General features: G+C 54.6%; 20 protein-coding genes. 8 read left to right on the top strand and 12 right to left on the bottom strand.

All coding sequences use genetic code 11. The features are described from left to right. Positions 1–102 precede the first annotated feature (102 nt). From cdd to sanA, 3 genes are all read left to right on the top strand, one after another. Entirely contained in the window at positions 103–1,002 is a 900-nt protein-coding gene (cdd, locus tag AC6I8W_RS14035; RefSeq protein WP_497835510.1) for a cytidine deaminase, read from the top strand. Between the two features lie 157 nt (positions 1,003–1,159). Further along, positions 1,160–2,857: an NAD-dependent malic enzyme gene (locus tag AC6I8W_RS14040; RefSeq protein ID WP_497835511.1), complete on the top strand. Its 1,698-nt coding sequence runs from the start codon at positions 1,160–1,162 to the stop codon at positions 2,855–2,857. 139 nt (positions 2,858–2,996) lie between these two features. After that, positions 2,997–3,716, top strand: a complete 720-nt coding sequence (sanA, locus tag AC6I8W_RS14045; protein ID WP_497835512.1) for an outer membrane permeability protein SanA — start codon at positions 2,997–2,999, stop codon at positions 3,714–3,716. A 114-nt stretch (positions 3,717–3,830) separates the two neighbouring features. Here sanA and mglC read toward each other — a convergent pair whose 3' ends face one another. The 7 genes from mglC to AC6I8W_RS14080 all read right to left on the bottom strand — a co-directional run bounded on the left by mglC (position 3,831) and on the right by AC6I8W_RS14080 (position 12,066). Then, complete coding sequence (gene mglC, locus AC6I8W_RS14050) at positions 3,831–4,841, bottom strand: galactose/methyl galactoside ABC transporter permease MglC (RefSeq protein WP_013509791.1); 1,011 nt, start codon at positions 4,839–4,841, stop codon at positions 3,831–3,833. An 18-nt stretch (positions 4,842–4,859) separates the two neighbouring features. Continuing rightward, positions 4,860–6,380 (bottom strand): galactose/methyl galactoside ABC transporter ATP-binding protein MglA, encoded by a 1,521-nt coding sequence (gene mglA, locus AC6I8W_RS14055; RefSeq protein WP_497835513.1) that lies wholly within the window; start codon positions 6,378–6,380, stop codon positions 4,860–4,862. Positions 6,381–6,450: 70 nt separating this feature from the next. Further along, positions 6,451–7,446: a galactose/glucose ABC transporter substrate-binding protein MglB gene (mglB, locus tag AC6I8W_RS14060; RefSeq protein ID WP_497835514.1), complete on the bottom strand. Its 996-nt coding sequence runs from the start codon at positions 7,444–7,446 to the stop codon at positions 6,451–6,453. Positions 7,447–7,749: 303 nt separating this feature from the next. Beyond that, positions 7,750–8,790: an HTH-type transcriptional regulator GalS gene (galS, locus tag AC6I8W_RS14065; RefSeq protein WP_497835515.1), complete on the bottom strand. Its 1,041-nt coding sequence runs from the start codon at positions 8,788–8,790 to the stop codon at positions 7,750–7,752. A 147-nt stretch (positions 8,791–8,937) separates the two neighbouring features. After that, on the bottom strand, positions 8,938–10,092 hold the full coding sequence (yeiB, locus tag AC6I8W_RS14070; RefSeq protein WP_497835516.1) for a DUF418 domain-containing protein YeiB: 1,155 nt from the start codon (positions 10,090–10,092) through the stop codon (positions 8,938–8,940). Positions 10,093–10,145: 53 nt separating this feature from the next. Beyond that, a complete protein-coding gene (folE, locus tag AC6I8W_RS14075) occupies positions 10,146–10,811 on the bottom strand; it encodes a GTP cyclohydrolase I FolE (protein WP_013509796.1) in 666 nt (221 codons plus the stop codon). A 124-nt stretch (positions 10,812–10,935) separates the two neighbouring features. Further along, positions 10,936–12,066 carry a YbfB/YjiJ family MFS transporter gene (locus AC6I8W_RS14080; RefSeq protein ID WP_497835517.1) on the bottom strand — a complete coding sequence of 377 codons (1,131 nt, stop codon included), beginning with the start codon at positions 12,064–12,066 and terminating at the stop codon, positions 10,936–10,938. Between the two features lie 102 nt (positions 12,067–12,168). On the opposite strand from AC6I8W_RS14080, the gene ptrR reads away from it, so the two are divergent. The 3 genes from ptrR to fghA all read left to right on the top strand — a co-directional run bounded on the left by ptrR (position 12,169) and on the right by fghA (position 15,122). Then, positions 12,169–13,080: a putrescine utilization regulator PtrR gene (gene ptrR / locus AC6I8W_RS14085; RefSeq protein WP_497835518.1), complete on the top strand. Its 912-nt coding sequence runs from the start codon at positions 12,169–12,171 to the stop codon at positions 13,078–13,080. 62 nt (positions 13,081–13,142) lie between these two features. Beyond that, positions 13,143–14,267 carry an S-(hydroxymethyl)glutathione dehydrogenase/class III alcohol dehydrogenase gene (locus AC6I8W_RS14090; protein ID WP_480364586.1) on the top strand — a complete coding sequence of 375 codons (1,125 nt, stop codon included), beginning with the start codon at positions 13,143–13,145 and terminating at the stop codon, positions 14,265–14,267. A 12-nt stretch (positions 14,268–14,279) separates the two neighbouring features. Further along, positions 14,280–15,122, top strand: a complete 843-nt coding sequence (gene fghA, locus AC6I8W_RS14095) for an S-formylglutathione hydrolase (protein WP_497835519.1) — start codon at positions 14,280–14,282, stop codon at positions 15,120–15,122. A gap of 85 nt (positions 15,123–15,207) precedes the next feature. Here the strand turns inward: fghA and AC6I8W_RS14100 are convergent, their stop codons facing one another. The 4 genes from AC6I8W_RS14100 to yieE form a co-directional block, all read right to left on the bottom strand. After that, complete coding sequence (locus tag AC6I8W_RS14100) at positions 15,208–15,996, bottom strand: ABC transporter ATP-binding protein (protein ID WP_497835520.1); 789 nt, start codon at positions 15,994–15,996, stop codon at positions 15,208–15,210. Next, positions 15,996–17,075 carry a FecCD family ABC transporter permease gene (locus AC6I8W_RS14105; RefSeq protein WP_497835521.1) on the bottom strand — a complete coding sequence of 360 codons (1,080 nt, stop codon included), beginning with the start codon at positions 17,073–17,075 and terminating at the stop codon, positions 15,996–15,998. Before AC6I8W_RS14105 ends, AC6I8W_RS14100 begins: the two co-directional genes overlap by 1 nt. Positions 17,076–17,208: 133 nt before the next feature. Beyond that, a complete protein-coding gene (locus AC6I8W_RS14110) occupies positions 17,209–18,675 on the bottom strand; it encodes an amino acid permease (RefSeq protein WP_497835522.1) in 1,467 nt (488 codons plus the stop codon). Positions 18,676–18,798: 123 nt separating this feature from the next. Continuing rightward, on the bottom strand, positions 18,799–19,665 hold the full coding sequence (gene yieE, locus AC6I8W_RS14115) for a DNA-binding transcriptional regulator YeiE (RefSeq protein ID WP_497835523.1): 867 nt from the start codon (positions 19,663–19,665) through the stop codon (positions 18,799–18,801). A gap of 109 nt (positions 19,666–19,774) precedes the next feature. On the opposite strand from yieE, the gene AC6I8W_RS14120 reads away from it, so the two are divergent. Then, positions 19,775–20,836 (top strand): YeiH family putative sulfate export transporter, encoded by a 1,062-nt coding sequence (locus AC6I8W_RS14120; protein ID WP_497835524.1) that lies wholly within the window; start codon positions 19,775–19,777, stop codon positions 20,834–20,836. Positions 20,837–20,876: 40 nt separating this feature from the next. Continuing rightward, positions 20,877–21,722: a deoxyribonuclease IV gene (gene nfo / locus AC6I8W_RS14125; RefSeq protein ID WP_497835525.1), complete on the top strand. Its 846-nt coding sequence runs from the start codon at positions 20,877–20,879 to the stop codon at positions 21,720–21,722. A 56-nt stretch (positions 21,723–21,778) separates the two neighbouring features. Here nfo and fruA read toward each other — a convergent pair whose 3' ends face one another. Then, entirely contained in the window at positions 21,779–23,470 is a 1,692-nt protein-coding gene (gene fruA / locus AC6I8W_RS14130; protein WP_497835526.1) for a PTS fructose transporter subunit IIBC, read from the bottom strand.

A 23,470-nucleotide genomic window follows, 5' to 3' on the forward strand; every position in this document is an offset into this window, starting at 1 on the left:
GCAAAGTTGAAACAAGCAAATTGCCTTACATTGTCATAGCGATACAGATCACATATAAACCTTCAGGCGGCGTGCTGCCGCTGACAAGGTAACGAGGCCATCATGCATCCAAGATTCACTTCCGCTTTCTCTGCCCTGCCACACGATCTCCAGCAGGCGCTGCAACCCTTGCTGGACGCAGCCGATTTTCACGGCGTATTGCAGGCCCATGAAGTGACGCAAATCCAACAGGCAACCGGTCTGGACGCTGATGCCCTTGCCCTCGCCTTGCTGCCGCTGGCAGCGTCATGTGCGTTAGCACCAGTATCGAATTTTAATGTAGGTGCTATCGCGCGCGGCATCAGTGGCAACTGGTATTTCGGGGCCAATATGGAATTCCGCGATGCGCCGTTGCAGCAGACGGTACATGCCGAGCAGAGCGCCATCACCCATGCATGGCTGCGCGATGAAGCCCGGCTGGAGACCATCACCGTCAACTACACGCCCTGCGGTCACTGCCGTCAGTTTATGAATGAACTCAACAGCGGCACCACCATTCGCATCAGCCTGCCGGGTCGGGCAGTCAGCACACTGGAACATTATCTGCCGGACGCTTTTGGCCCGGCGGATCTGAATATTGATGAACGCCTGCTCACGCCAGTTAATCACGGCTTTACTTTACACGGCGACACCCTGCAACAAGCCGCGATTGAAGCGGCAAATCACAGCCATGCGCCTTACAGCCAAAGCTACAGCGGCGTGGCCCTGCGCAGCCGCAGCGGGCAGATTTTTACCGGACGCTATGCCGAAAATGCCGCGTTCAATCCCAGCCTGCCACCGTTACAGGCGGCACTGATTCTGATGAATATGCATAACGAGGCGCTGGAGAACGTGCAACAGGCGGTGTTGGCAGAGTGTCAGACGGCGCCCCTTAGCCAGCAGGATGCCACGCGCGCCACCCTGGCGGCACTGGGGTGCCATACGCTTGCAACAGAAATCTTGTCAGCCATCGCAGTTAAGTGATCCTTTTACCGCTTTTGTGACCTTTTATTAACAAAAGCTGTACATCTGCAGGAAATTTCATAGGATCGGGCGCCAGAAATCACTTCACAATAAGAAAGGCTGGCGTTACCTTTCCCGGCGACACGCCAGAAAACACTGCAACCGGAGCAAACATTGCATGGAACTCGAGTACGAAAGTAAACGTCCGCTGTATATTCCTTACGCGGGCCCGATCCTGCTGGAATTTCCGCTGTTAAACAAAGGCAGCGCCTTCTCCCTCGAAGAACGTAATGAATTCAACCTTAATGGCCTGCTGCCCGAAGCAGTTGAAACCATTGAAGAACAGGCAGAACGTGCCTGGCGTCAATTCCAGGATTTCAAGAACAATAACGACAAGCACGTTTATCTGCGCAATATCCAGGACACCAACGAAACCCTGTTCTACCGTTTGCTGGACAATCATCTGGAAGAGATGATGCCGATTATTTACACCCCGACGGTCGGTGCCGCCTGTGAACACTTCTCCGAAATTTATCGTCGCGCACGCGGCGTATTTATTTCCTATAACAACCGCGACCGCATTGAAGACATGCTGCAAAACGCCACCAAGCAGAATGTGAAGGTGATCGTGGTCACTGACGGCGAGCGTATTTTGGGTCTCGGCGACCTCGGCATCGGCGGCATGGGCATTCCGATTGGTAAACTGTCACTGTATACCGCCTGTGGCGGCATCAGCCCGGCCTATACCCTGCCGGTAGTGCTGGACGTAGGCACCAATAACCAGCAATTGCTGAATGACCCGCTGTACATGGGCTGGCGTCATCCACGTATTTCTGGCGAAGAGTACGAAGGATTCGTCAATGACTTTATCCAGGCGGTTAAACGTCGCTGGCCTAAAGTACTGCTGCAATTCGAAGACTTCGCGCAGAAAAACGCCATGCCGTTGCTGGAGCGCTATCGCGATGAAATCTGCTGCTTCAACGATGATATCCAGGGCACCGCAGCGGTGACCGTGGGAACGTTAATTGCCGCCAGCCGTGCCGCAGGTAGCCGCCTGTGTGAACAGAAAGTGGTCTTCCTCGGTGCAGGTTCAGCGGGTTGTGGTATCGCTGAACAGATTATCGCGCAGATGAAATCGGAAGGACTGAGCGACGATGAAGCGCGTGCCCGTGTACTGATGGTTGATCGCTTTGGTCTGCTGACCGACAAATTGCCGAACCTGCTCGATTTCCAAAGCCGTCTGGTACAGAAGAGTGACAACCTGCAAGGCTGGGACATCACCAGTGACTCCATTTCTCTACTGGATGTGGTGCGTAACGCCAAACCGGACATCCTGATTGGCGTTTCCGGGCAGCCAGGCTTGTTCACTGAAGAGATCATCCGTGAGATGAACAAGCACTGCAAACGTCCGATTGTGATGCCGTTGTCGAACCCGACTTCACGTGTCGAAGCGACCCCGGCCGATATTATCGCCTGGACCGACGGTGCCGCGCTGGTTGCAACCGGCAGCCCGTTTGCACCGGTGAACTGGAAAGGCAAGACCTATCCGATTGCGCAGTGCAACAACTCCTATATATTCCCGGGTATTGGTCTGGGCGTGATTGCCGCAGGTGCTTCACGTGTTACCGATTCGATGCTGATGACCGCCAGCCGTGCATTGGCTGATTGTTCACCGCTGGTGAATGACGGCGAAGGCCCGGTGCTGCCGGAGATCAAAGATATTCAGGGCGTATCGAAAATTATTGCGATGGAAGTAGGTAAAGCCGCGCAACTGGCGGGAGTTGCCGTGGTGACCTCGGAAGATGTGCTGTCGCTGGCCGTAAATAACAACTTCTGGCTACCGCAGTACCGTCACTATCGCCGTACCTCTATCTGATGCAGCTCCCTTGCCGGGCTGTGATACAGGCCCGGCAATGCTTAAAAAAACGCCAGCCAACAGGCGTTAACTTGCTTCCCGCTGATGGCTAAAGTAGCCTTGAACCATTCTTTTTTCCGCTAACCGAGTGCCTGCGTGCATGATTAAACGCATTTTCATTGGTCTGTTTTTCATCATCTTACTGATGATGGCGACCGCGCTTGGTCTCGATCGCTGGATTAGCTGGAGAACGGCTCCCTTCATCTATGAAAATGTTGCTGCACTACCCCATCGCCAGGTCGGTGTGGTGCTGGGCACCGCCAAGTATTACCGCACCGGCGTCATTAACCAGTATTACCTGTATCGAATTCAGGGTGCACTTAATGCTTACAACAGCGGCAAGGTCAATTACCTGCTGTTAAGTGGCGACAATGCGCTGCAAAGTTACAACGAACCGATGACCATGCGGCGCGATTTGATTAAAGCGGGTGTCGATCCAGCAGATATCGTGCTCGATTATGCTGGCTTTCGTACACTGGACTCGATCGTGCGCACGCGTAAAGTTTTCGATACCAACGATTTCATCATTATCACGCAACGCTTCCACTGTGAGCGTGCGCTGTTTATTGCCCAGCATCTGGGGATTCAGGCGCAGTGCTATGCAGTGCCCTCGCCGAAAAATATGCTGACAGTGCGTATCCGTGAGGTAGGTGCGCGCCTCGGCGCGCTGGCGGATCTTTATCTGATGAAGCGTGAACCACGCTTTTTAGGGCCGCTGGTGCCGATCCCGGCGGTGCATGAGGTGCCGGACGATGCGCAAAGTTATCCGGCGGTGACACCGGAACAGTTGCTGGAACTGGAACAGAAGCTGAAGAAATAATTGTTTAATAACGCGCGATAAATGCCCCCATCGTAGCGGTGCGATTTATCGCGCTTTTGTAGCCATAAAAAAAGGGCTGCAAAAAATTGCAGCCCTCGTTTCAAACCAAAAATATTACTTCTTACGCGCGTATTTCAGTGAGTCCAGCGCCACGGCGAAGATAATGATGCCGCCCTTAATGATGTATTGCCAGTAAGGGTTAACACCGATATAGGTCAGACCGTAGTTGATCACGGTAAAGATGATCACACCGGTCACCACACCCGCTACCGTACCGACACCACCGGCAAACGAGACACCACCGACCACACAGGCCGCGATCGCATCCAGCTCATACATAAAGCCGAGGTTGTTGGTGGCACTACCGATACGACCGGCTTCCAGCATCCCACCGAAGGCATAAAACACACCCGACAGCGCATACACCAGAATCAGGTTCAAGGGTACGTTTACGCCAGAGACTTTGGCGGCTTCCGGGTTCCCGCCGATAGCGAAGATGTTTTTACCGAAACGCGTTTTATTCCACAAAATCCACACGAACACGATAGCAATAATTGCGTAGAACGTGATGTACGACAGTTTGAAATCGCCAAAGCGGAAGAAGCCTTGGGCAAATTTCGAGAAGCCTGCATCAAAACCGGCGATCGGCGATGCACCCACAAAGTCGTAATACAGCGAGTTAATACCGTAAACGATGATCATGGTACCGAGGGTGGTGATAAACGGGGTCACCTTCAGGTAAGCGATGATGACGCCGTTTACCAGGCCGATGATGCCGCCAATCACGCACACGGTGAGGATCACCAGCGGAATCGGTACGGTGTCGAGATGCGGGAACACCTTGTTGGCGTTATCCATGGCCTGCAACAGGGTTGCCGCCACCACCGCCGCCAGACCGACCTGACGACCTGCCGACAGGTCGGTACCCTGAGTGACAATTAGCCCGGCGACACCAAGTGCAATAATAATACGCACGGATGACTGGGTCAGAATATTACTCAGGTTCATTAAACTTAAAAATGTCGGATCCTGGAAAATAATAATAGCCAGCAGTACCAACAGGACAACGTAAATGCCGCCCTCTTTTAACCAGGTTAGCGCATTCTTTTTAGTAGTCGCTTTCATGTTAAAGCCCTTGCTTCATTAAAGGTGTAATGACGCTAAACGCAGGATTTCATTCTGCGAGGTCGTTTTAGTATCAACAATGCCCGCTACCTGTCCATTACTCATCACCAGAATGCGATCGGTAATGCCCAACAGTTCTGGCATTTCAGAAGAGATAATAATGATGCCCTTTTCTTTCTTCGCCAGCTCAGCAATCAGCTGGTAAATTTCGAATTTCGCACCGACGTCAATACCACGAGTCGGCTCATCCAGCATCAGAATTTCCGGCTGAGTTAATAACCAGCGACCGATAATGACCTTTTGCTGGTTACCGCCAGACAGCGATCCAATTTGGGTATGATGGCCAGGCGTTTTTACCCGCATCGCATCAATCACCCATTGGGTGTCGCTTTTCATGCGTTTATTGTCCAACAGCCCCATATTGTTTTTATACTTTCTGATATTAGAAATAAGCGAGTTAAAACCAATATCAAGGTAAGCATAAATACCGGTCGAGCGACGTTCTTCCGTTACCAGGGCAAAACCGTGGTTAATCGCTTCGTTGGCACTGTGGTTGTTAATTGCTTTGCCATGCAATTTGATGGTACCACCCGATTTTTCGCGAATCCCAAACAGGGTCTCGACAATATCGGTACGTTTCGCCCCCACCAGCCCGGCAATACCGAGAATTTCACCTTTATGCAAATCGAATGTGATATCGCGAATCGACGGCTGGCGCAGTGACGTCAGATGACGTACTTCCAGAATCACTTCGCCCGGCACGTTGCTTTTGTCCGGGAAGCGCTGGTTAAGCGAACGCCCCACCATCATGGCGATGATCTTATCCATATCCAGCCCTTCCAGCGGCTGGGTGGCAATCCATTGTCCGTCACGCAGAATGGTGATTTCATCACACAGCTGGAAAATCTCTTCCATCTTATGCGAGATATACACGATGCCGCAGCCACGATCTTTTAACTTACGGATAATGGTAAAAAGATGATTAACCTCTTTTTCTGTCAGCGATGAGGTTGGCTCATCCATAATAACGATTTTGGCGTCATAGGAGAAAGCCTTGGCAATTTCAATCATCTGCATTTGCGAAACAGAAAGATTGGCCACTTTATCGCGTGGATCAATATCAATATCCAGTTCTTCAAAGATCGCTTTGGTATCGCGATACATTTTATCCTGATCAACAAACACGCCTTTGCGTGGATAACGGCCCAGCCACATGTTATCCATCACGCTGCGTTGCAGAACCAGGTTTAACTCCTGATGCACCATCGACACGCCGTTTTCCAGCGCCTCTTTGGAACTTTTGTAATCAATTTCTTCACCCTGAAACAGGATGCTCCCCGTATCCTTTTTATAAATCCCAAACAGGCATTTTAATAATGTGGATTTCCCGGCACCGTTTTCACCCATTAATGCGTGAACCGAGTGAGGACGCACTTTTAAATTCACATTATCTAAGGCTTTAACCCCTGGAAATGATTTTGAGACATTCGTCATTTCCAGCAGATATTCACGCTGTGTGGTCGGATTATCACTGGCCATAATTTACCTGGCTAAAAAAAGCGTTGGTCAGATGCAATAAGGCGCGGCGAAATGCCGCGCCCGGAACGGATTACTTCACAAACTGAGACAGATTTTCTTTATCTACCGGCACATAAGGAACACGGACGATCTTATCAACCATCTTGAAGTTAGTCCCTTCGGTGGCAGGTTTACCGTCAGCCAGGTTTTTCGCCATATCCAGCGTGGCTTTTGCCTGGTTTTCCGCATCGTTCAGCACGGTACCGGCCAGCGCACCAGATTTGACCAGCGCCAGGGCTTCCGGCAGGGCATCAACACCAAACACCGGGATGGAGGTCATGTTGTGTGCTTTCAGCGCTTCAACCGCACCCATCGCCATCGCATCGTTATTGGCGATCACCACTTCGATTTTCTTGGCGTTCGGGCCAGACAACCAGGCGTCCATCTTATCTTTCGCCTGTGCGGTATCCCACATGGCGGTATCCATGGCTAACTGCTGAGTTTTGATACCGTCTTTGTTCAGGGTATCGATAACGTATTTAGTACGGGCTTCTGCATCCGGATGGCCCGGTTCGCCTTTCAGCAGCACGAACTGGATTTCGCCGTCTTTATTCAGATCCCATGCCGGGGTAGATTTCCAATGTTTCTCAATCAGTTTGCCCTGGATAACGCCAGACTCTTTGGAGTCAGTACCCACGTAGTAGGCTTTGTCATAGCTGGCCAGCACTTTGGCGTTAGGCTCTTTGTTGAAGAACACAATCGGTACATCGTTGGCTTTCGCTTTATCAATCACCACCGCAGCAGCAGCCGGGTCTACCAGGTTGATCGCCAGTGCTTTCACGCCTTTGGCCATCAGTACGTCAATCTGATCGTTCTGTTTTGACTGGTCATTCTGCGAGTCATTCATCAGCAGCTGGACGCCGCCCACTTTCTTCGCTTCGCTCTCAATGTCCTTACGCACCATGGACATAAAGTTGTCGTCATATTTGTAGATAGTGACGCCAATTCGGGTATCGGCGGCATGTGCAGTCGCACCAAACATCATGCTGGCAACCAGTGCTGTGAGCGTGAAAACCTTCTTATTCATGGTATCTCCGGTTTTTTTATGCAGGGTATTTCATCGCGCCGTGCTGCTCTGCGGCAGACAACGCAGTCGGTTGAAACTCTCTGATGGGTGGTTGCATACGCTTAAGCCGAACCCCACCGTTTTCCTGACTTCCCTGTACGTAACCGCTTCCTGAAGAATGTTGTGAACCATTTCAATCGGCTGCTGAAACCAAACCGGGGAAGGAAAACCCGGCGTTACATAATGTTTCAGTCCGGTAAGACGCTGCCATCATAGTGAGCGCCATGTTAATTAACTGTGAATACAATCACAGATTGAAAACGGTTACACTGCGCCATCGCCTGAATTAGTGACGGACTCCACATTTTGCCGCTGGGCCACCGAATGGCGGCGTACCAGCGTTGGCATAAAGCAATGGGTGGCATTGTGATCAAGCTCCCCAGTCGCTCCTTTCAGAGCCAGCTCAGTTGCCAGTTTAGCCATTGAAACAATAGGATAGCGGACAGTTGTCAGTTGCGGATCGGTATAACGCGAGATGGGAATGTCATCGAAACCGATGACAGAGAAATGCTGTGGCACCTGGATGCCATTATCCTTCAACGCGGTGAGCGCACCGGCGGCCATACCGTCGTTATAGGAAAAGACCGCGGTTAAATGTTGGTTACGTCCAAGTAACTCCACCATCGCCGCCTCACCGCCTTGCATATCCGGCTCAGCCTGCGCGATCCAACTCTCTGGTGGGCGTATCCCCTGCTCTGCCAGCGCCTGTAACCAGCCTTCACGGCGTTGCGCGACATCCTCAATCGGGTGACTGGAACTGAGAAAACCAATGCGTTGATGACCTTGCTGTAACAACATGCGCGTCGCGACCAGCGCACCGGTGACATTATCGAGGCAGACGCAGCGGTCCTCATAACCGGGAATAGTGCGATTAATCAACACCATACCCGGAACCTGTTCCAGGAATTGCCCCAGCTCAGCGTCTGAAAGCGTTTTCGCGTGTACCACCAGCGCATTGCAACGCTGGCGGATCAGTACCTCAATGGCATGGCGTTCTTTCTCTTCCTGATGCCATGAATTGCTGATCAGCACGTGTTTGTGCATGCGCTGGGCGACGGTATCCACCGATTTCACCAGCGCGCCAAAGAAGGGATCGGACACGTCCATGACCACCACGCCGATGGTATCACTGACCTGCGTTGCCAACGCCTGAGCGTTCGCGTTGGGCCGATAGCCCAGGTTTTCCACCGCCTGTAGCACGGCGTCGCGGGTATCTGGCGTAACGGCACTGCTGTTATTGAGCACTCGTGAGACGGTGGCTACCGACACACCGGCCTGACGGGCGACATCACGAATCGTTATCATGCAGCTGTTCCACAGAGGAGAAAATGCGCCTGATGCGCGTAACGGCGCTATTCTGTCAGGGCAGCTCTGGGCACAGCGTGAATTACGTCACACGGATGAAAACGGTTACATACAATTCTGCAACCTTTGTGATGGCCGTCATTATCTTTACGGGATTGCGTTACTTGATTTCCCGGCAGCCAGGGCGGTCAGCTTGCGCCATACCCACTCCATCGGCCCCTGGCGGAATGCGCGTAACCACAGAACGGAAAACAGAATATTAACCAACCAGATAGCCGGAACGAAGGCCAGTAAGTGCAGACGGTCAAACTTCATAAACCAGCCGAAACGGTAGAACAGCGTGGTGCAAATCAACGTCTGCAGCAGGTAGTTACTGAGTGCCATGCGTCCGACACATTGAATGGCGAAACTGATGCGCGTGCGGGCGATTTGCGGCCAGAAACCGAGGCAAAGTGCCGCATAGCCGAGACTGATAAACGGGCTGGCAACATCACGAGGCACCTGCAAATAAAAGCCACTCCAGATAAATTCCCAGCCAAGATGCCACTGCGCAACAATGCCGGGAATAGCAATCAGCCAGCCCACGCTCAACAGGATCAGCGCGGCACGCCGATAATGCTGCACGCTGAACTGGCCGCTTAGCCAGCCGCTGCGCATCAGTGCAGCACCAATCAGCATTAGCCCCGCCAGTTGCCAGCCGTATTGCGACGCCAGCGCCATCAGGCTGGATGCCAGATGATCGAGCCGGTTTTGCACCGTCTCCCAGCCACCCAGCAGCTTCCAGTAACGTTCATATTGCAGATCGGCCGCTCCCGGTAACCAGGAGCGACTGGGCTGTGGCGTGGAAATCGCGCCAAACACCAGCAGTACACCGCAGCCTATCAGATAGAGCAGCACGCCTGTTTGTAGCAAAGCACGCTCAGACGGCACTTCTCGCAGCATCCGCCAGATAATCAGCCCGACCAGACCATAATCCAGCAGAATATCGCCTTCCCAGAAAAACACCGCATGGATAAACCCAAGCAGCACCAACAGCGATAAACGGGATGTTATCCAGCGGCTGCCGCGTGGGATCTGCATATGCAGACCCGCCCCAAACAGCAACGCAAACAGCGTGAGAAATTTGAGCTGTGCCAGCCCGTCCATGATCGCCCAGGTCCAGGCGTCAGATAGCGATATCTCACCCTGCCAGGCTGGGTTGAGATAAGCTGCCGACGGCAAACCGAAGCCAACAATATTGAGCAACAGAATGCCCAGAATGGCGCAACCACGAATGAAATCCAGCGCGAGATAGCGTTGCATCGGGTGTCCTGAGAGAAAAATGAAAACGGGCGGCAAACGCCGCCCAAACTGACTTAGTTGTGACGCACCGCGCGCAGAAATTCCTGACGGGTATTCTGGCTGGATTTGAACAGCCCACCGAGTGACGTGGTGGTGGTAGCGCTGGTAGCATCCTTGACGCCGCGTGCTTTCACGCAGTAATGCACCGCATCGATCGACACCGCCACATTATTGGTGCCGAGCAGGGTTTGCAGCGCCACCAGCACCTGCTGGGTCAGACGCTCCTGCACCTGCGGACGCTGGGCAAAGAACTGCACGATACGGTTGATTTTCGACAGGCCAATCACCTTGTCTTTCGGGATGTAAGCCACCGTCGCTTTCCCGTCGATAATCACAAAGTGATGTTCGCAGGTGCTGGTCAGCGTGATATCACGCACCGTCACCATTTCGTCCACCTTCATCTTGTTTTCGATAACGGTGATTTTCGGGAAATTGGCGTAGTCGAGACCGGAAAAAATTTCATCCACATACATCTTGGCGATGCGATGCGGGGTCTCCATCAGGCTGTCATCTTCCAGGTCGAGATTCAGCAGCTGCATAATTTCGGTCATATGACCGGCGATCTGACGCTTACGGGTTTCGTCGTCCATCTCGCGCACCGGGGCGCGTAACGGCGTTTCCAGGCCACGCGCCAGCAGCGCTTCATGAACCAGGGCGGCTTCCTGACTTAAGGTGCTCATCGTACTCTTCTCCGGCAGGTGATGCGCCCGCAGGTGGGTGCCTGCGGGGGAAATTCTGAGCGCGTATTGTGAAACACTCCGCGCCCTTAATCCAGCAATCAATCCGATTGGAGATGAAAGCTTTTCATGGTGCCGCACGACGCAGCACCAGCGCCCCGGCCAGTAGTAAACCCACTCCGGCAACCCACAACGCCGGTTCCAGTTGATGCCATAGCAGCGAGGAGATCCACGACAACAGCGGCCCGCCAAGTTGCCCGACGGCATAACCGGTGGTTAGCAGTCCGGCCAGATAACGCGTATGCTGCGGTGCCAGTTCCCGACCATACTGCAACGCCAGCTGTACCACGCACAGGAAACCACCACCAATTAACGCGGCACCGATCATCAGGCCATTCAGTCCCGGCATCACACTTGCCGCGATCACCCCCAGCGCCTGCGCCCACAGCACCAGCGCCAGACGGAGATGGCTGCTGCCCCAGTGGCGGGTCAGAATGCCCAGCACAATGCCCAGCACCGCTGCACCGCCAAATACCGGCCAGACAAACTGTGCAAACGCGCTGTGCGGGAAACGGGCAGCTGCCATTTGCGACAAAAAGGTGGCGGGCAGAATATAGCCAAATCCGGCCAGGCTGTAGCTCAACACCAGCCGTTTCAGGTTGCCATTCAACACCAGCGGGGCCGGTGCCTGATCGGGACGATGCAGCTGGCCTTTGCGCGGTAAAAAACGCGCGATAGCGGCAATCAACAGCAAGGCCAGCAGGCCATAAGCGCCCCATGCCAATGCGGCGCTGGCACCGGTGGCGTGCAGCAATACCGCCAGCATACCGCTGAGGAAAATCCCGGTGCCAGGACCGGCAAACACCGCTGCCGACAAGCCCGGACGGCCATGATGCAGCAGTTGCTCATTACTCCACGCCGCCACCAGCACCATCGCCCAGCCACTGGCGCAGCCAATCAGGAAACGGATCAAGCCATGTAACCACGGGCCGCTGACACAGGCGGAGAGCAGCGTCAGCACCACCGCGCCCCAAACCCCCATCTGCAAACGCCACTCAACGCGTGTACGCGCCCGCATTGCATCAAAGGAACCGCACAGATAGCCGAGATAATTCAGCGCGGCGACCAGGCTGGCACTGGTGAGCGTCAGTTGATGATCCTGAATCATCAACGGCACCTGAGGCGTGAAAGCAAATCGCCCAATCCCCATGGCAACCACTAAACTTAAGAATGCGCTGAGCGCAACACGAAACGGCATAACCAACCCCTGATATTGTTTTATCACTTGCGTCAAGCATGCGCGATGTTTAAACTCACGAAAAGTGAATAATACTAACTAAGTTGTTTACGAGAAGAGAATATGGATTTAGTCCAGTTACGTATGTTCTGTTCTGTAGCCGAAACCGGCTCGCTGGTTCGCGCGGCGGAACAACTACACCGTGTCCCCTCCAACCTCACCACGCGTCTGCGTCAGTTGGAGGAAGAGTTGGGTGTGGATCTGTTTATCCGCGAGAAACAACGTATCCGTTTGTCGCCGATGGGCCATAACTTTCTGAATTACGCCCAGCGTATTCTGGCGCTGAGCGACGAAGCGCTGAGTATGACACGCGCGGGTGAACCTGGCGGTAATTTTGCCCTCGGCTCGATGGAGAGCACCGCCGCCACCCGTCTGCCTGGCCTGCTGGCGGCCTATCACCAGCGCTTCCCTGCTGTGGCGCTGTCGCTGATCACCGGCACCTCAGGGGAGATCATCGATAAAGTGCGCGAAGGTACGCTGGCGGCCGCACTGGTGGATGGTCCGGTGAGCCATGATGACTTAAACGGTTGCATCGCCTTCCGTGAAGAGATGGTGCTGATCACCAGCCTTGAACACAAACCGATTACCAACGCCCGTGATACCCAGGGTGATACGCTGTTTGCCTTCCGCAACAGTTGTTCGTATCGCGTTAAACTTGAATCCTGGTATCGCGACAGCCAAACCGCGCCGGATAGCGTGATGGAAATCCAGTCCTATCACGCCATGATGGCCTGTGTCGCGGGTGGTGCCGGTGTGGCCATGATTCCGGCGTCGGTACTGAATCAGATGCCCGGTAAAGTTCGGGTGCAGGAACACGCACTACCACCAGAATATCGCGACACCGCGACCTGGCTGATGTGGCGGCGCGATGCCTTCACCCCCAATGTTGAAGCCTTAAAGTATTTGATTATTGAACAATTTGACGACCGGCCACTCAATGATGAATTGATGCATCCTTTGCATGCTGCCGAGTAATTTTAACCTTTATCACGACCATCGGGTTTTATAGCCCGCATCTTTACAGGAAGAGGAATTGCATGAACATGATTAAAACCCGTGCCGCCGTTGCCTGGGCAGCTGGTGAACCGCTGAAAATCGAAGAAGTGGATCTGATGCCACCGCAGAAAGGTGAAGTGCTGGTGCGCATCGTGGCGACCGGTGTGTGCCATACCGATGCCTACACGTTGTCGGGTAAAGACCCAGAAGGTGTGTTCCCGGCGATCCTCGGCCATGAAGGCGGCGGCGTGGTGGAAGCGGTTGGCGAGGGCGTGACCAGCGTGGCCGTGGGCGATCACGTGATCCCGCTGTATACCCCGGAGTGTGGCAAATGTAAGTTCTGTCTGTCGGGTAAAACCAACCTGTGTCAGGCAATTCGCGCCACTCAGGGCAAAGGTTTGATGCCGGATGGCACCACCCGTTTCTTTAAAGACGGCCAGCCGATTTTCCACTACATGGGCACCTCGACCTTCTCTGAGTACACCGTCGTGCCGGAAATTTCGCTGGCGAAAATCAGCAAAGAAGCGCCGCTGGAAGAAGTGTGCCTGCTGGGTTGTGGCGTCACCACCGGTATGGGGGCCGTGATGAACACCGCCAAAGTGAAAGAAGGCGATACCGTGGCGATCTTTGGCCTCGGCGGCATCGGTCTGTCGGCAATTATCGGTGCGAAAATGGCGAAAGCCGGTCGCATCATCGGTATCGATCTCAACACCAGCAAGTTCGATCTGGCACGCAAGCTGGGTGCCACCGATCTGATCAACCCGAAAGATTATGACAAGCCGATTCAGGACGTAATCGTTGAGCTGACGGATGGCGGTGTGGATTACTCATTCGAGTGTATCGGTAACGTCAACGTGATGCGTTCCGCGCTGGAATGCTGTCACAAGGGATGGGGCGAATCGGTGATTATTGGTGTGGCCGGTGCCGGTGAAGAGATCTCTACCCGTCCGTTCCAACTGGTGACCGGTCGCGTGTGGCGTGGTTCCGCGTTCGGCGGCGTGAAAGGCCGTACTCAGTTGCCAGGTATCGTGCAGGATTACCTCGACGGTAAATTCGCGCTCAACGATTTCATCACCCATACCATGCCGCTGGAAGAGATTAACGACGCCTTTGAGTTGATGCATGAAGGAAAATCCATCCGCTCGGTAGTGCACTTCAACAAATAAGCAGGAGGCGTTATGGCATCCACTCTGGAATTGCTGGAAGAACATCGCATGTTTGGCGGCTGGCAACAGCGCTGGCGGCATCATTCAGCGGTGCTGAACTGCCCGATGATCTTCAGTATTTTTCTGCCACCGCCGCAGGACGACACACCGCCACCGGTGGTGTGGTTCCTCGCCGGACTGACCTGTACCGACGAAAACTTCACCACCAAAGCGGGCGCGCAGCGCGTGGCGGCGGAGTTGGGTCTGGTGCTGATTATGCCGGACACCAGCCCACGCGGTGATGATGTGGCGAATGACAGCGCTTACGATCTGGGCCAGGGGGCAGGATTCTATCTCAACGCCACCCAGCAACCGTGGGCGGCGCATTACCGCATGTTTGACTATCTCAGTAAGGAGTTACCGGCGCTGGTCTCCGATAATTTCAAACTGAGCGAGCGTCAGTCGATCATGGGGCATTCGATGGGTGGTCACGGCGCATTGCTGCTGGCATTGCGCCTGGGCGGGCGTTTCTCTTCGGTCTCCGCTTTTGCGCCGATCGTCAACCCGACGGAAGTGCCGTGGGGACAGAAGGCATTCAGCGCCTATCTGGGAGAAGATCGTGCGGCCTGGCGTGAATACGATAGCTGTCTGTTGATGAGTGAGGTGGAAAATCGTCTGCCAATTCTGATCGATCAGGGCGATAGCGATCAGTTCCTTGCCGATCAACTCCGTCCGGAGCGTCTGGCAGAAGTGGCGCGTGAGCAGGGTTTCCCGCTGGAATTACGTATCCAGCCGGGCTACGACCACAGCTACTTCTTTATCGCCAGCTTTGTTGAAGACCATCTGCATTTTCACGCGAAGCATTTGCTGGTGTAACTGACAAAACCTACACGTAGCGGCGCGATTTATCGCACGAGTCTTGAGAAAAAACCGCGCGATAAATCGCGCCGCTACGCATTTCTTACACGATTGACTCGGCTACCAGCCCATCAATCATCACCTGCGGCATACCACGCGAGCAGCATTCAATCCGCCCACGCACGCCGTAAACCTGCGCCAGCGTCTCCGGGGTAATCACCTGAACCGGTTCGCCGTCGGCCAACAGGTTGCCATCCTTCAGCATCAACGCATGATCAGCGTGACGCAGCGCGATGTTGATATCATGCACCACCACCACGGTGACGATATTGCGCAGTTGCGTTTCACGGCGCACCAGATCCATCACGTGGAACTGATAGTTAAGATCCAGCGCGCTGAGCGGCTCATCCAGCAGCAACAGCTCCGGGCGACGAATCAACGACTGCGCCAAACCAACCAGTTGCTTTTGCCCGCCCGAGAGTTGATCGAGATAACGCATCGCCAGGTGGGAGATACCCAACTGCTCCAGCAGATGCATAATTTCCGCTTCACTGGCTGCGCTGTGCAAACCACCCGAGGCGCGCTGCGCCACAATGATCGACTCCAGCACATGCAGATGCACCCCGGCTGGCAACGTTTGCGGCAGATACACCACACGCTGGGCACGGCGGGCAAACGGTTGACTCATCAACTCTTCACCGTTCAGCCACAGCTCACCCTCCCCTTTGCTTAAGCCTGCCAGTGCACGCAGCAACGTCGATTTGCCGCAGCCGTTTGGCCCCAGCAGCACGGTGATTTTACCTCGTGGCAGTTGGGGGACATTGAGGTCTTCAATGACTTTGCGTTTGGGGTAGCCCGCGTAAAAGTGGCTGAGACGTAATCCTTGTTCCATCACACATTCCCCCGATGACGCAAAATAATACTCAGGAAGAATGGCACGCCAACCAGCGAGGTCACGATGCCAACCGGAATGATGACGCCGGGGATCAGGTTTTTCGATGCCACAGAAGCCAGCGACAGCACCAGCGCGCCAGTCAGCGCACTAGCTGGCAGATAATAACGGTGGTCTTCACCAAACATCATGCGGGCGATATGCGGTGCCACCAGGCCGATAAAACCGATCGGCCCGACAAACGCCACCGCCAGCGCGGAAAGGATACTGATGCGCAACAGCGTGGCGAGACGCAGGCGACGCACATCGATACCAAAGCTGATGGCACGATCTTCGCCGAGGCGGAGTGCAGTCAGCTTCCAGCTACTGAGCATCGAGAAGGGCAGCAGAATGGCAAACGCGGCGGTCAGCACACCCAGTTTCTCCCACGACGCGCGCACCAGGCTGCCCATGGTCCAGAACACCAATCCCTGTAATGTGTCTTCGCTGGCGATAAACTGCATCATCGATACCAGCGCATTAAAGGTGAACACCAGCGCAATACCAAACAACACCACGCCCGAGGTGGAAACCCGTGTCCAGCGTGTCACGCCATCCAACATCAGGGCGGCAAACAGCGCGAAGATAAAGGCATTCGCCGAGATAAACCACTGGTCCGGCACGCCGGGAATACCAATGCCGAGAATAATCGCCAGCGCCGCGCCAAAGGCCGCCGCAGATGAGACACCGAGGGTAAAGGGACTGGCCAGCGGGTTATTGAGAATAGTTTGCATCTCCGCACCGGCGAGACCGAGCGAAAAACCCACCACAATCGCCATCAGCGCATAAGGCAGGCGAATATCCCAGACAATCACCCGTGTCCCCGCATCAACGCTGTCAGGCTGGGTCAGGGTCTGCCAGAGGGTGTCTAATGAAAGACCGGCCGGGCCAAGGGTAAAGTCGAGAATTAATGATGCCAGAATCGCCAGCACCAGTACGCCAATCAGCAACATCCGCTGACGCAGCACCTGCCGATAGCGCGTCATGGTATCGATATCGTTGCTGTTTTCCGCCACCAGCGCGGCTTCCGTGGTACGCATTGATCTACCTGTTCCCCGTTGCAATCATAACGGCTGCCACAATAGAGCAGGTGATAATAATTATCAATTTTATCTCTGTTACAAAGAGGCAAAAAAAAGCGCGGACATTGCCGCGCTTTTCTCTTTATTACCGTCACTCTTTAAAGGTCGGGAAATCCATTTCGCTGTACTTCACAAAACGGGTGCCACGCACCAACTTGTAACCCAACCAAATCACCAGGAACAACGGAATACCGATATAGGTTGCCGCCACACCGTACCAGTCAATACGGTCTGCCAGGAACGCCTGATAGTTCTGACCCAGGGTGATGATCAGACACAGCACAAACGCGAAAATCGGTCCAAGCGGGAAGAAGCCTGAGCGATAGGGTAAATCTGCCAGATCCCTGCCCTGCGCCATATAGCCACGACGGAAACGATAGTGGCTGATAGCAATGCCCAGCCAGGCGATAAAGCCGGTCATACCTGAGGTATTCAGCAGCCACAGATAGACCTCCTGGTTGCCAAATTTCGAGGACAGGAAGCACAGCCCGGCCACCACGGTGGTGGCGTACAACGCATTACGCGGCACACCGCCTTTGGACAGTTTGGCAAAAATACGCGGGGCTTTGCCTTCACGTGCCAGGTTGAACAACATACGGGTGGAGGCATACATGCCAGAGTTTCCTGCCGACAGCACCGCCGTCAGAATCACCGCATTCATTACCGCCGCCGCAGACAGCAAACCGGCATTCTGGAACACCAGGGTGAACGGGCTGATGCTGATATCAGTGATATCATTGTGCAGCAGTTTGGGATCGGTATACGGCAGAATCAGACTAATGATCAGAATGGCGAATACGTAGAACAGCAGGATACGCCAGAACACCTGACGAACCGCACGCGGAATGTTTTTCGCCGGATCCTCAGATTCACCCGCGGCAATACCGATCAGCTCGGTGCCCTGGAAGGAGAAGCCGACAATCATCGCCACGCCAATCATCGCGGCAAAACCACCGGCAAAGGGTGCATCCCCTACCGTCCAGTTATGCCAGCCCGCATTTTCCGCGCCGCGCATAATACCGACAATCATCAATACGCCGACCACGATAAAGATGATCACGGTGGCGACTTTAATCAGCGAGAACCAATATTCCGCTTCACCAAAACCTTTTACCGAGATGTAGTTGAGCAGGAACATCAGGCCGAGGAACAGCGCACTCCAAATCCAGCCGGGGGTATCCGGGAACCAGTAGTTCATCACCAACTGAGAGGCCACCAGATCAACCGCGATGGTCACCGCCCAGTTGTACCAGTAGTTCCAGCCCAGCGCGAAGCCGAAGCCCTCTTCCACATATTTTGCACCGTAGGTGGCAAAGGAGCCGGATACCGGCATAAACGCAGCCAGCTCGCCAAGGCTGGTCATCAGGAAGTAAACCATCAGGCCGATCAGCGCGTAGGAGAGCAACGCGCCGCCTGGACCGGCCTGGGAAATGGTGGCACCCGAGGCGACAAACAGACCGGTGCCGATCGATCCGCCAATGGCGATCATAGTGAGATGGCGCGCTTTTAATTCACGGCGCAGCCCAGGTTGTTGTGTTGTTTTTGAGTCATTATGCATGTGTAAACGCTATGCTGAATAAAAATAAGGCGCGATTGTAGCAGCTAAGCCTGCTCTGTATAGCATTCACGTCGGGTTATTAGTTACGTTCATAATCGTTACCAAATTATTAGCCAATTGCGTTTATTCACGGCAATAGGTCAGAAAACGATTGAGTGCTTTTGACAAATGTTTCTGCCGATGATGAATGCGATACAGGGTGCGCGTCAGACGCGGCAGCGGCACCGCCACCTCAACCAAGGTGCCTGCGTCCAGCTGATCGGTAATCACTCGCCGTGACAGGCAACTGATGCCCATCCCGTGGCGCACGGCGTGTTTGATCGCCTCTGAGTTACCCAGCTCCATGCCCAATTGGAACTGCGGCAAATGCGACAGCAGCAGATAATCGACGATTTCACGCGTACCGGAACCGCGCTCGCGCAGGATCCAGGGCGCAGCCGCCAGGCTCGCGAGGGTGATCGGTTGTTGCAGAATGGCCGCATCGGGTGCCGCAAACACCACCAATTCATCTTCCAGCCAGGGTTCACTAATCAGCTCCGGTACATGGCATGGTCCTTCAATCAGCCCAATATCCACGCGGAAATCAGCCACCGCATTAATGGCATCCTGGCTATTACCAACGCTCAGCTCCAGCGGCAGCCCGGGAAAATCGCGACGATACGCGGCAATCATCCCCGGTAACAAATAGTTGCCGATGGTGCTGCTGGCGAACAGACGGATCGCTCCGTTATCCTCTTTAAACAGTTGCTCGATTTCCCCGGCCTGCTCCAGTAACCCAACAGCCCGGGGATACAGCAGACGCCCATGCTCGTTTAACACCAGCCGTTTGCCGACGCGGTCAAACAGTTGCACGCCAAGCTGGATTTCCAGGTCCGCCAGCGCAGCACTTACCGCCGACTGCGATAACGCCAAAACCTGCGACGCTTGAGTTGTCGAGCCACTTTTCAGTACTTCGGTAAAAACCTCGATCTGACGCAGCGTAATATGCACGCGTCCTCCTCACATTGCTTACCACTTATAATGGTTAATTATAAATATATTATCAATTTCACTTTTAAGCCAGCCAGGCGCACCCTAAAGCCCTACTAAGGAGAAGAGTATGGCTGAGATAAGCGTAAGCAAAACCCCGTTTCCCTTTCATCACTGGCTGCCCGGCTTGCTGCTGACCGCTGCGATTGCGGGTTGCGCGGCGTTACTGGCTCAGCAGCCGTGGTTGGCTGGCGCAGGTTTCGGGGCATTAACGTTGGCGATTATGTTGGGCATCCTGCTCGGAAATAGCCTCTATCCCCGACTGGCGACCCAGTGCGACAGCGGCGTGCTGCTGGCGAAACAGCGCCTGTTGCGCCTCGGCATCATTTTGTATGGCTTTCGCATTACCCTACAGCAAATTGGTGATGTTGGCCTGAGTGGCGTGTTGATTGATGTGCTGGTGCTCAGCTCCACCTTTCTGCTGACCTGTTTTCTCGGTATCCGTCTGCTGAAAATGGATCGTGAAACCGTCTGGTTGATTGGCGCGGGCAGCAGCATCTGTGGGGCGGCGGCAGTGCTCGCCAGCGAACCGATCATCAAAGCCGAGCCGTCAAAAGTGGCCGTCGCGGTCGCCACTGTGGTGTTGTTTGGCACCCTTGGCATCCTGTTGTATCCGGTGATCTGGTCGTTGATACCGCCGGTCAGCGAGGCGCATTTTGGCATCTACACCGGTTCGACGCTGCATGAAGTGGCTCAGGTGGTCGCTGCTGGTCATGCTATCGGCGCAGATGCAGAAAACAACGCAGTGATCGCCAAAATGCTGCGCGTGATGATGCTGGCCCCTTTTCTGCTGGTGCTGGGCAGTTGGTTACGCCGTCAGCGCAGTCACAGCAGTACGCGTTCTCAATCGGTCGCCTTTCCGTGGTTTGCCTTGCTGTTTATTGGCGTGGCGTTGTTTAACTCATTGCATCTGCTGCCTGCCAGCGTTGTGGCTGGCATCAACCAACTGACAAACCTGATGCTGGCGATGGCGATGGCCGCGCTTGGCTTGACCACCCGCTTTAGCGCGCTGAAGCAGGCTGGCGTTAAACCTCTACTGTTGGGATCGATGGTGTTTATCTGGCTGATTATCGGTGGCGGCGCACTGAATGTGCTGGTGCAACATTTCATGGCCCAGGCACATCCGCTATGATGGGCGTTTTGCAAAACCCCAGCCCATTCAGGAGAGCGGCATGAAATATATCGGCGCACATGTCAGTGCATCAGGCGGCGTAGACCAGGCAGTGATCCGTGCCCATGAACTGGAAGCCACAGCCTTCGCGCTATTCACCAAGAATCAGCGTCAGTGGCGCGCCGCGCCCCTCTCCGGCGAGGTGATTGATGCGTTCAAAAGCGCCTGTGAGACTTATAAATTCACACCGGGCCAGATTTTGCCGCATGACAGCTATCTGATTAACCTTGGTCATCCGGTGATGGATGCGCTGGAAAAATCCCGTGATGCCTTTCTTGATGAAATGCAGCGCGCTGAACAACTCGGCCTGACGCTGCTGAATTTCCATCCGGGTAGCCATCTGCAACAGATTGAGGAAGATGCCTGTCTGAAACGCATCGCAGAATCGATCAATATCGCGCTGGAGCAGACGCACAACGTCACCGCAGTGATTGAAAACACCGCCGGTCAGGGCAGCAACCTTGGTTTCCGTTTTGAACATCTCGCGACCATTATTGAACACGTTGAAGACAAATCACGCGTCGGCGTGTGCATTGATACCTGCCATGCCTTTGCCGGTGGGTATGATCTGCGTACGGAAGAAGCCTGTGTTGCCACCTTTGCTGAGTTTGAACGCATCGTTGGTTTTCAGTATCTGCGCGGTATGCATTTAAATGATGCCAAAAGCACCCTGGGCAGCCGTGTTGACCGTCACCACAGCCTCGGCGAAGGCAATATCGGCAAAACCGTGTTTAGCTGGCTGATGAAAGATGCACGCTTTGATGGCATCCCGATGATTCTTGAGACCATCAACCCGGATATCTGGAAAGACGAAATTGCGTGGCTGAAGTCAGAACAGCAGGGATAAAAAAAAGGGGCGACCTTAGGGTACGCCCCTTTGCTTTTCCTGGTGTTAGCGGTAAATCAGGCGGCTTTTGCCAGCTCTTCTTCCGGACGTTTCAGGATGGCGTAGCCAAGGCCCGCCACCGCAGTACCGATAATGATTGAGAGTAAATAACCCAGTACCGGCGTAATCGCCCCCGGAATCAGCAGCACAAACAGGCCACCGTGCGGTGCCATCAGTTTGGCACCAATCGCCATCGAAATCGCACCGGTCACCGCACCACCAATGATGCAGCATGGCAGGACACGCATCGGGTCACGGGCCGCGAACGGAATCGCACCTTCAGAGATAAAGCACAGTCCCAGTACCAGCGCAGCCTTGCCACCTTCCTGCTGACCTTTGTTGAATTTACGACGCGCGACGATAGTCGCCAGCCCCATCGCCAGCGGCGGCACCATGCCGGCTGCCATGATAGCGGCCATCGGGGCATAGGTTTGCGAACTCAGCAGTCCGACACCAAACGCGTAGGCCACTTTGTTCACCGGGCCACCCATATCGGTACACATCATGCCGCCGAGGATCGCGCCCAGCAGGACAGCATTTGCCGTACCCATGTTCGCCAGCCAGTGAGTCAGGCCGCTCATGATGCCCGCGACCGGTTTGCCCACCACGTAAATCATCAGCAAGCCGGTGATCAGACTGGCAACTAATGGAATAATCAGAATCGGTTTCAACGCTTCCATACTCTGCGGCAACTTCACTTTGCTGCTGAGCATCTTCGCGGCGTAACCCGCAATGAAACCGGCGATGATACCGCCAAGGAAACCGGCGTTAATGCTGGTGGCGATCATACCGCCAATCAGACCAGGCGTCAGGCCCGGACGGTCGGCAATCGAGAAGGCGATAAAGCCCGCCAGCACCGGCACCATCAGGGCAAAGGCGCTACCACCACCGATCTGCATCAGCGCTGCGGCAAGGGTGCCCTGCTCTTTAAACGCGGTGATACCAAAGGCGAAGGAGAGCGCAATGCTCAGACCACCCGCCACCACCATCGGCAGCATGTAAGACACGCCGGTCAGCAGGTGACGATAGGCACCGGTTTTCTCCTGCTTCTCTTCCTGGCCTCCGGGGGCACGCGCGCCACTCGGCTGGTAAGTTTTGGCTTCGGCCTGAGCTTTATCCAGCTCCTGCGCGGTTTTCTTCAGCGCGAGGCTGGTTGAGGTGCGGTACATCGGCTTACCGGCGAATTTCGCCAGATCGACATCGATATCTGCCGCGACCACCACCAGATCGGCCGCCGCCACCTCTTCCGGGGTGATGGCGTTGCCAGCACCGACGGAACCGCGGGTTTCTACTTTCACCCACCAGCCACGTTTTTTGGCTTCGGCTTCAATGGCTTCGGCAGCCATAAAGGTATGTGCCACGCCGGTCGGACAGGCGGTGACGGCAACGATACGCTTTGGACCCGCGCTCTGAGTCGCAACCGGTGCCGCCACTGCGGCAACCTGGACAGTCTGAGCATTAGCTTTCGCCTGGCTGATTGTCGCCAGAGGATCGCGCAGCAGCTGCTGGACATCCACCAACGCCAGCGCTTTGCCTGCCAGCTGTGCATCGCTCGGAGCGTTATGGCCCGCCACCAGCACCAGGTCGGCGTCAGCGGCATTTTCTGTAAGGGTAAGACCAGCCTGCGCCGCGACCGCACGCAAACTTTCCATCGCTAAATGACCTGAGGCGAGACCCAGGGAAGAATCTTTAATCAGCAGCGTTTTCAT

Source organism: Pantoea sp. X-Soil-TKNS-1211 (assembly GCF_059730495.1).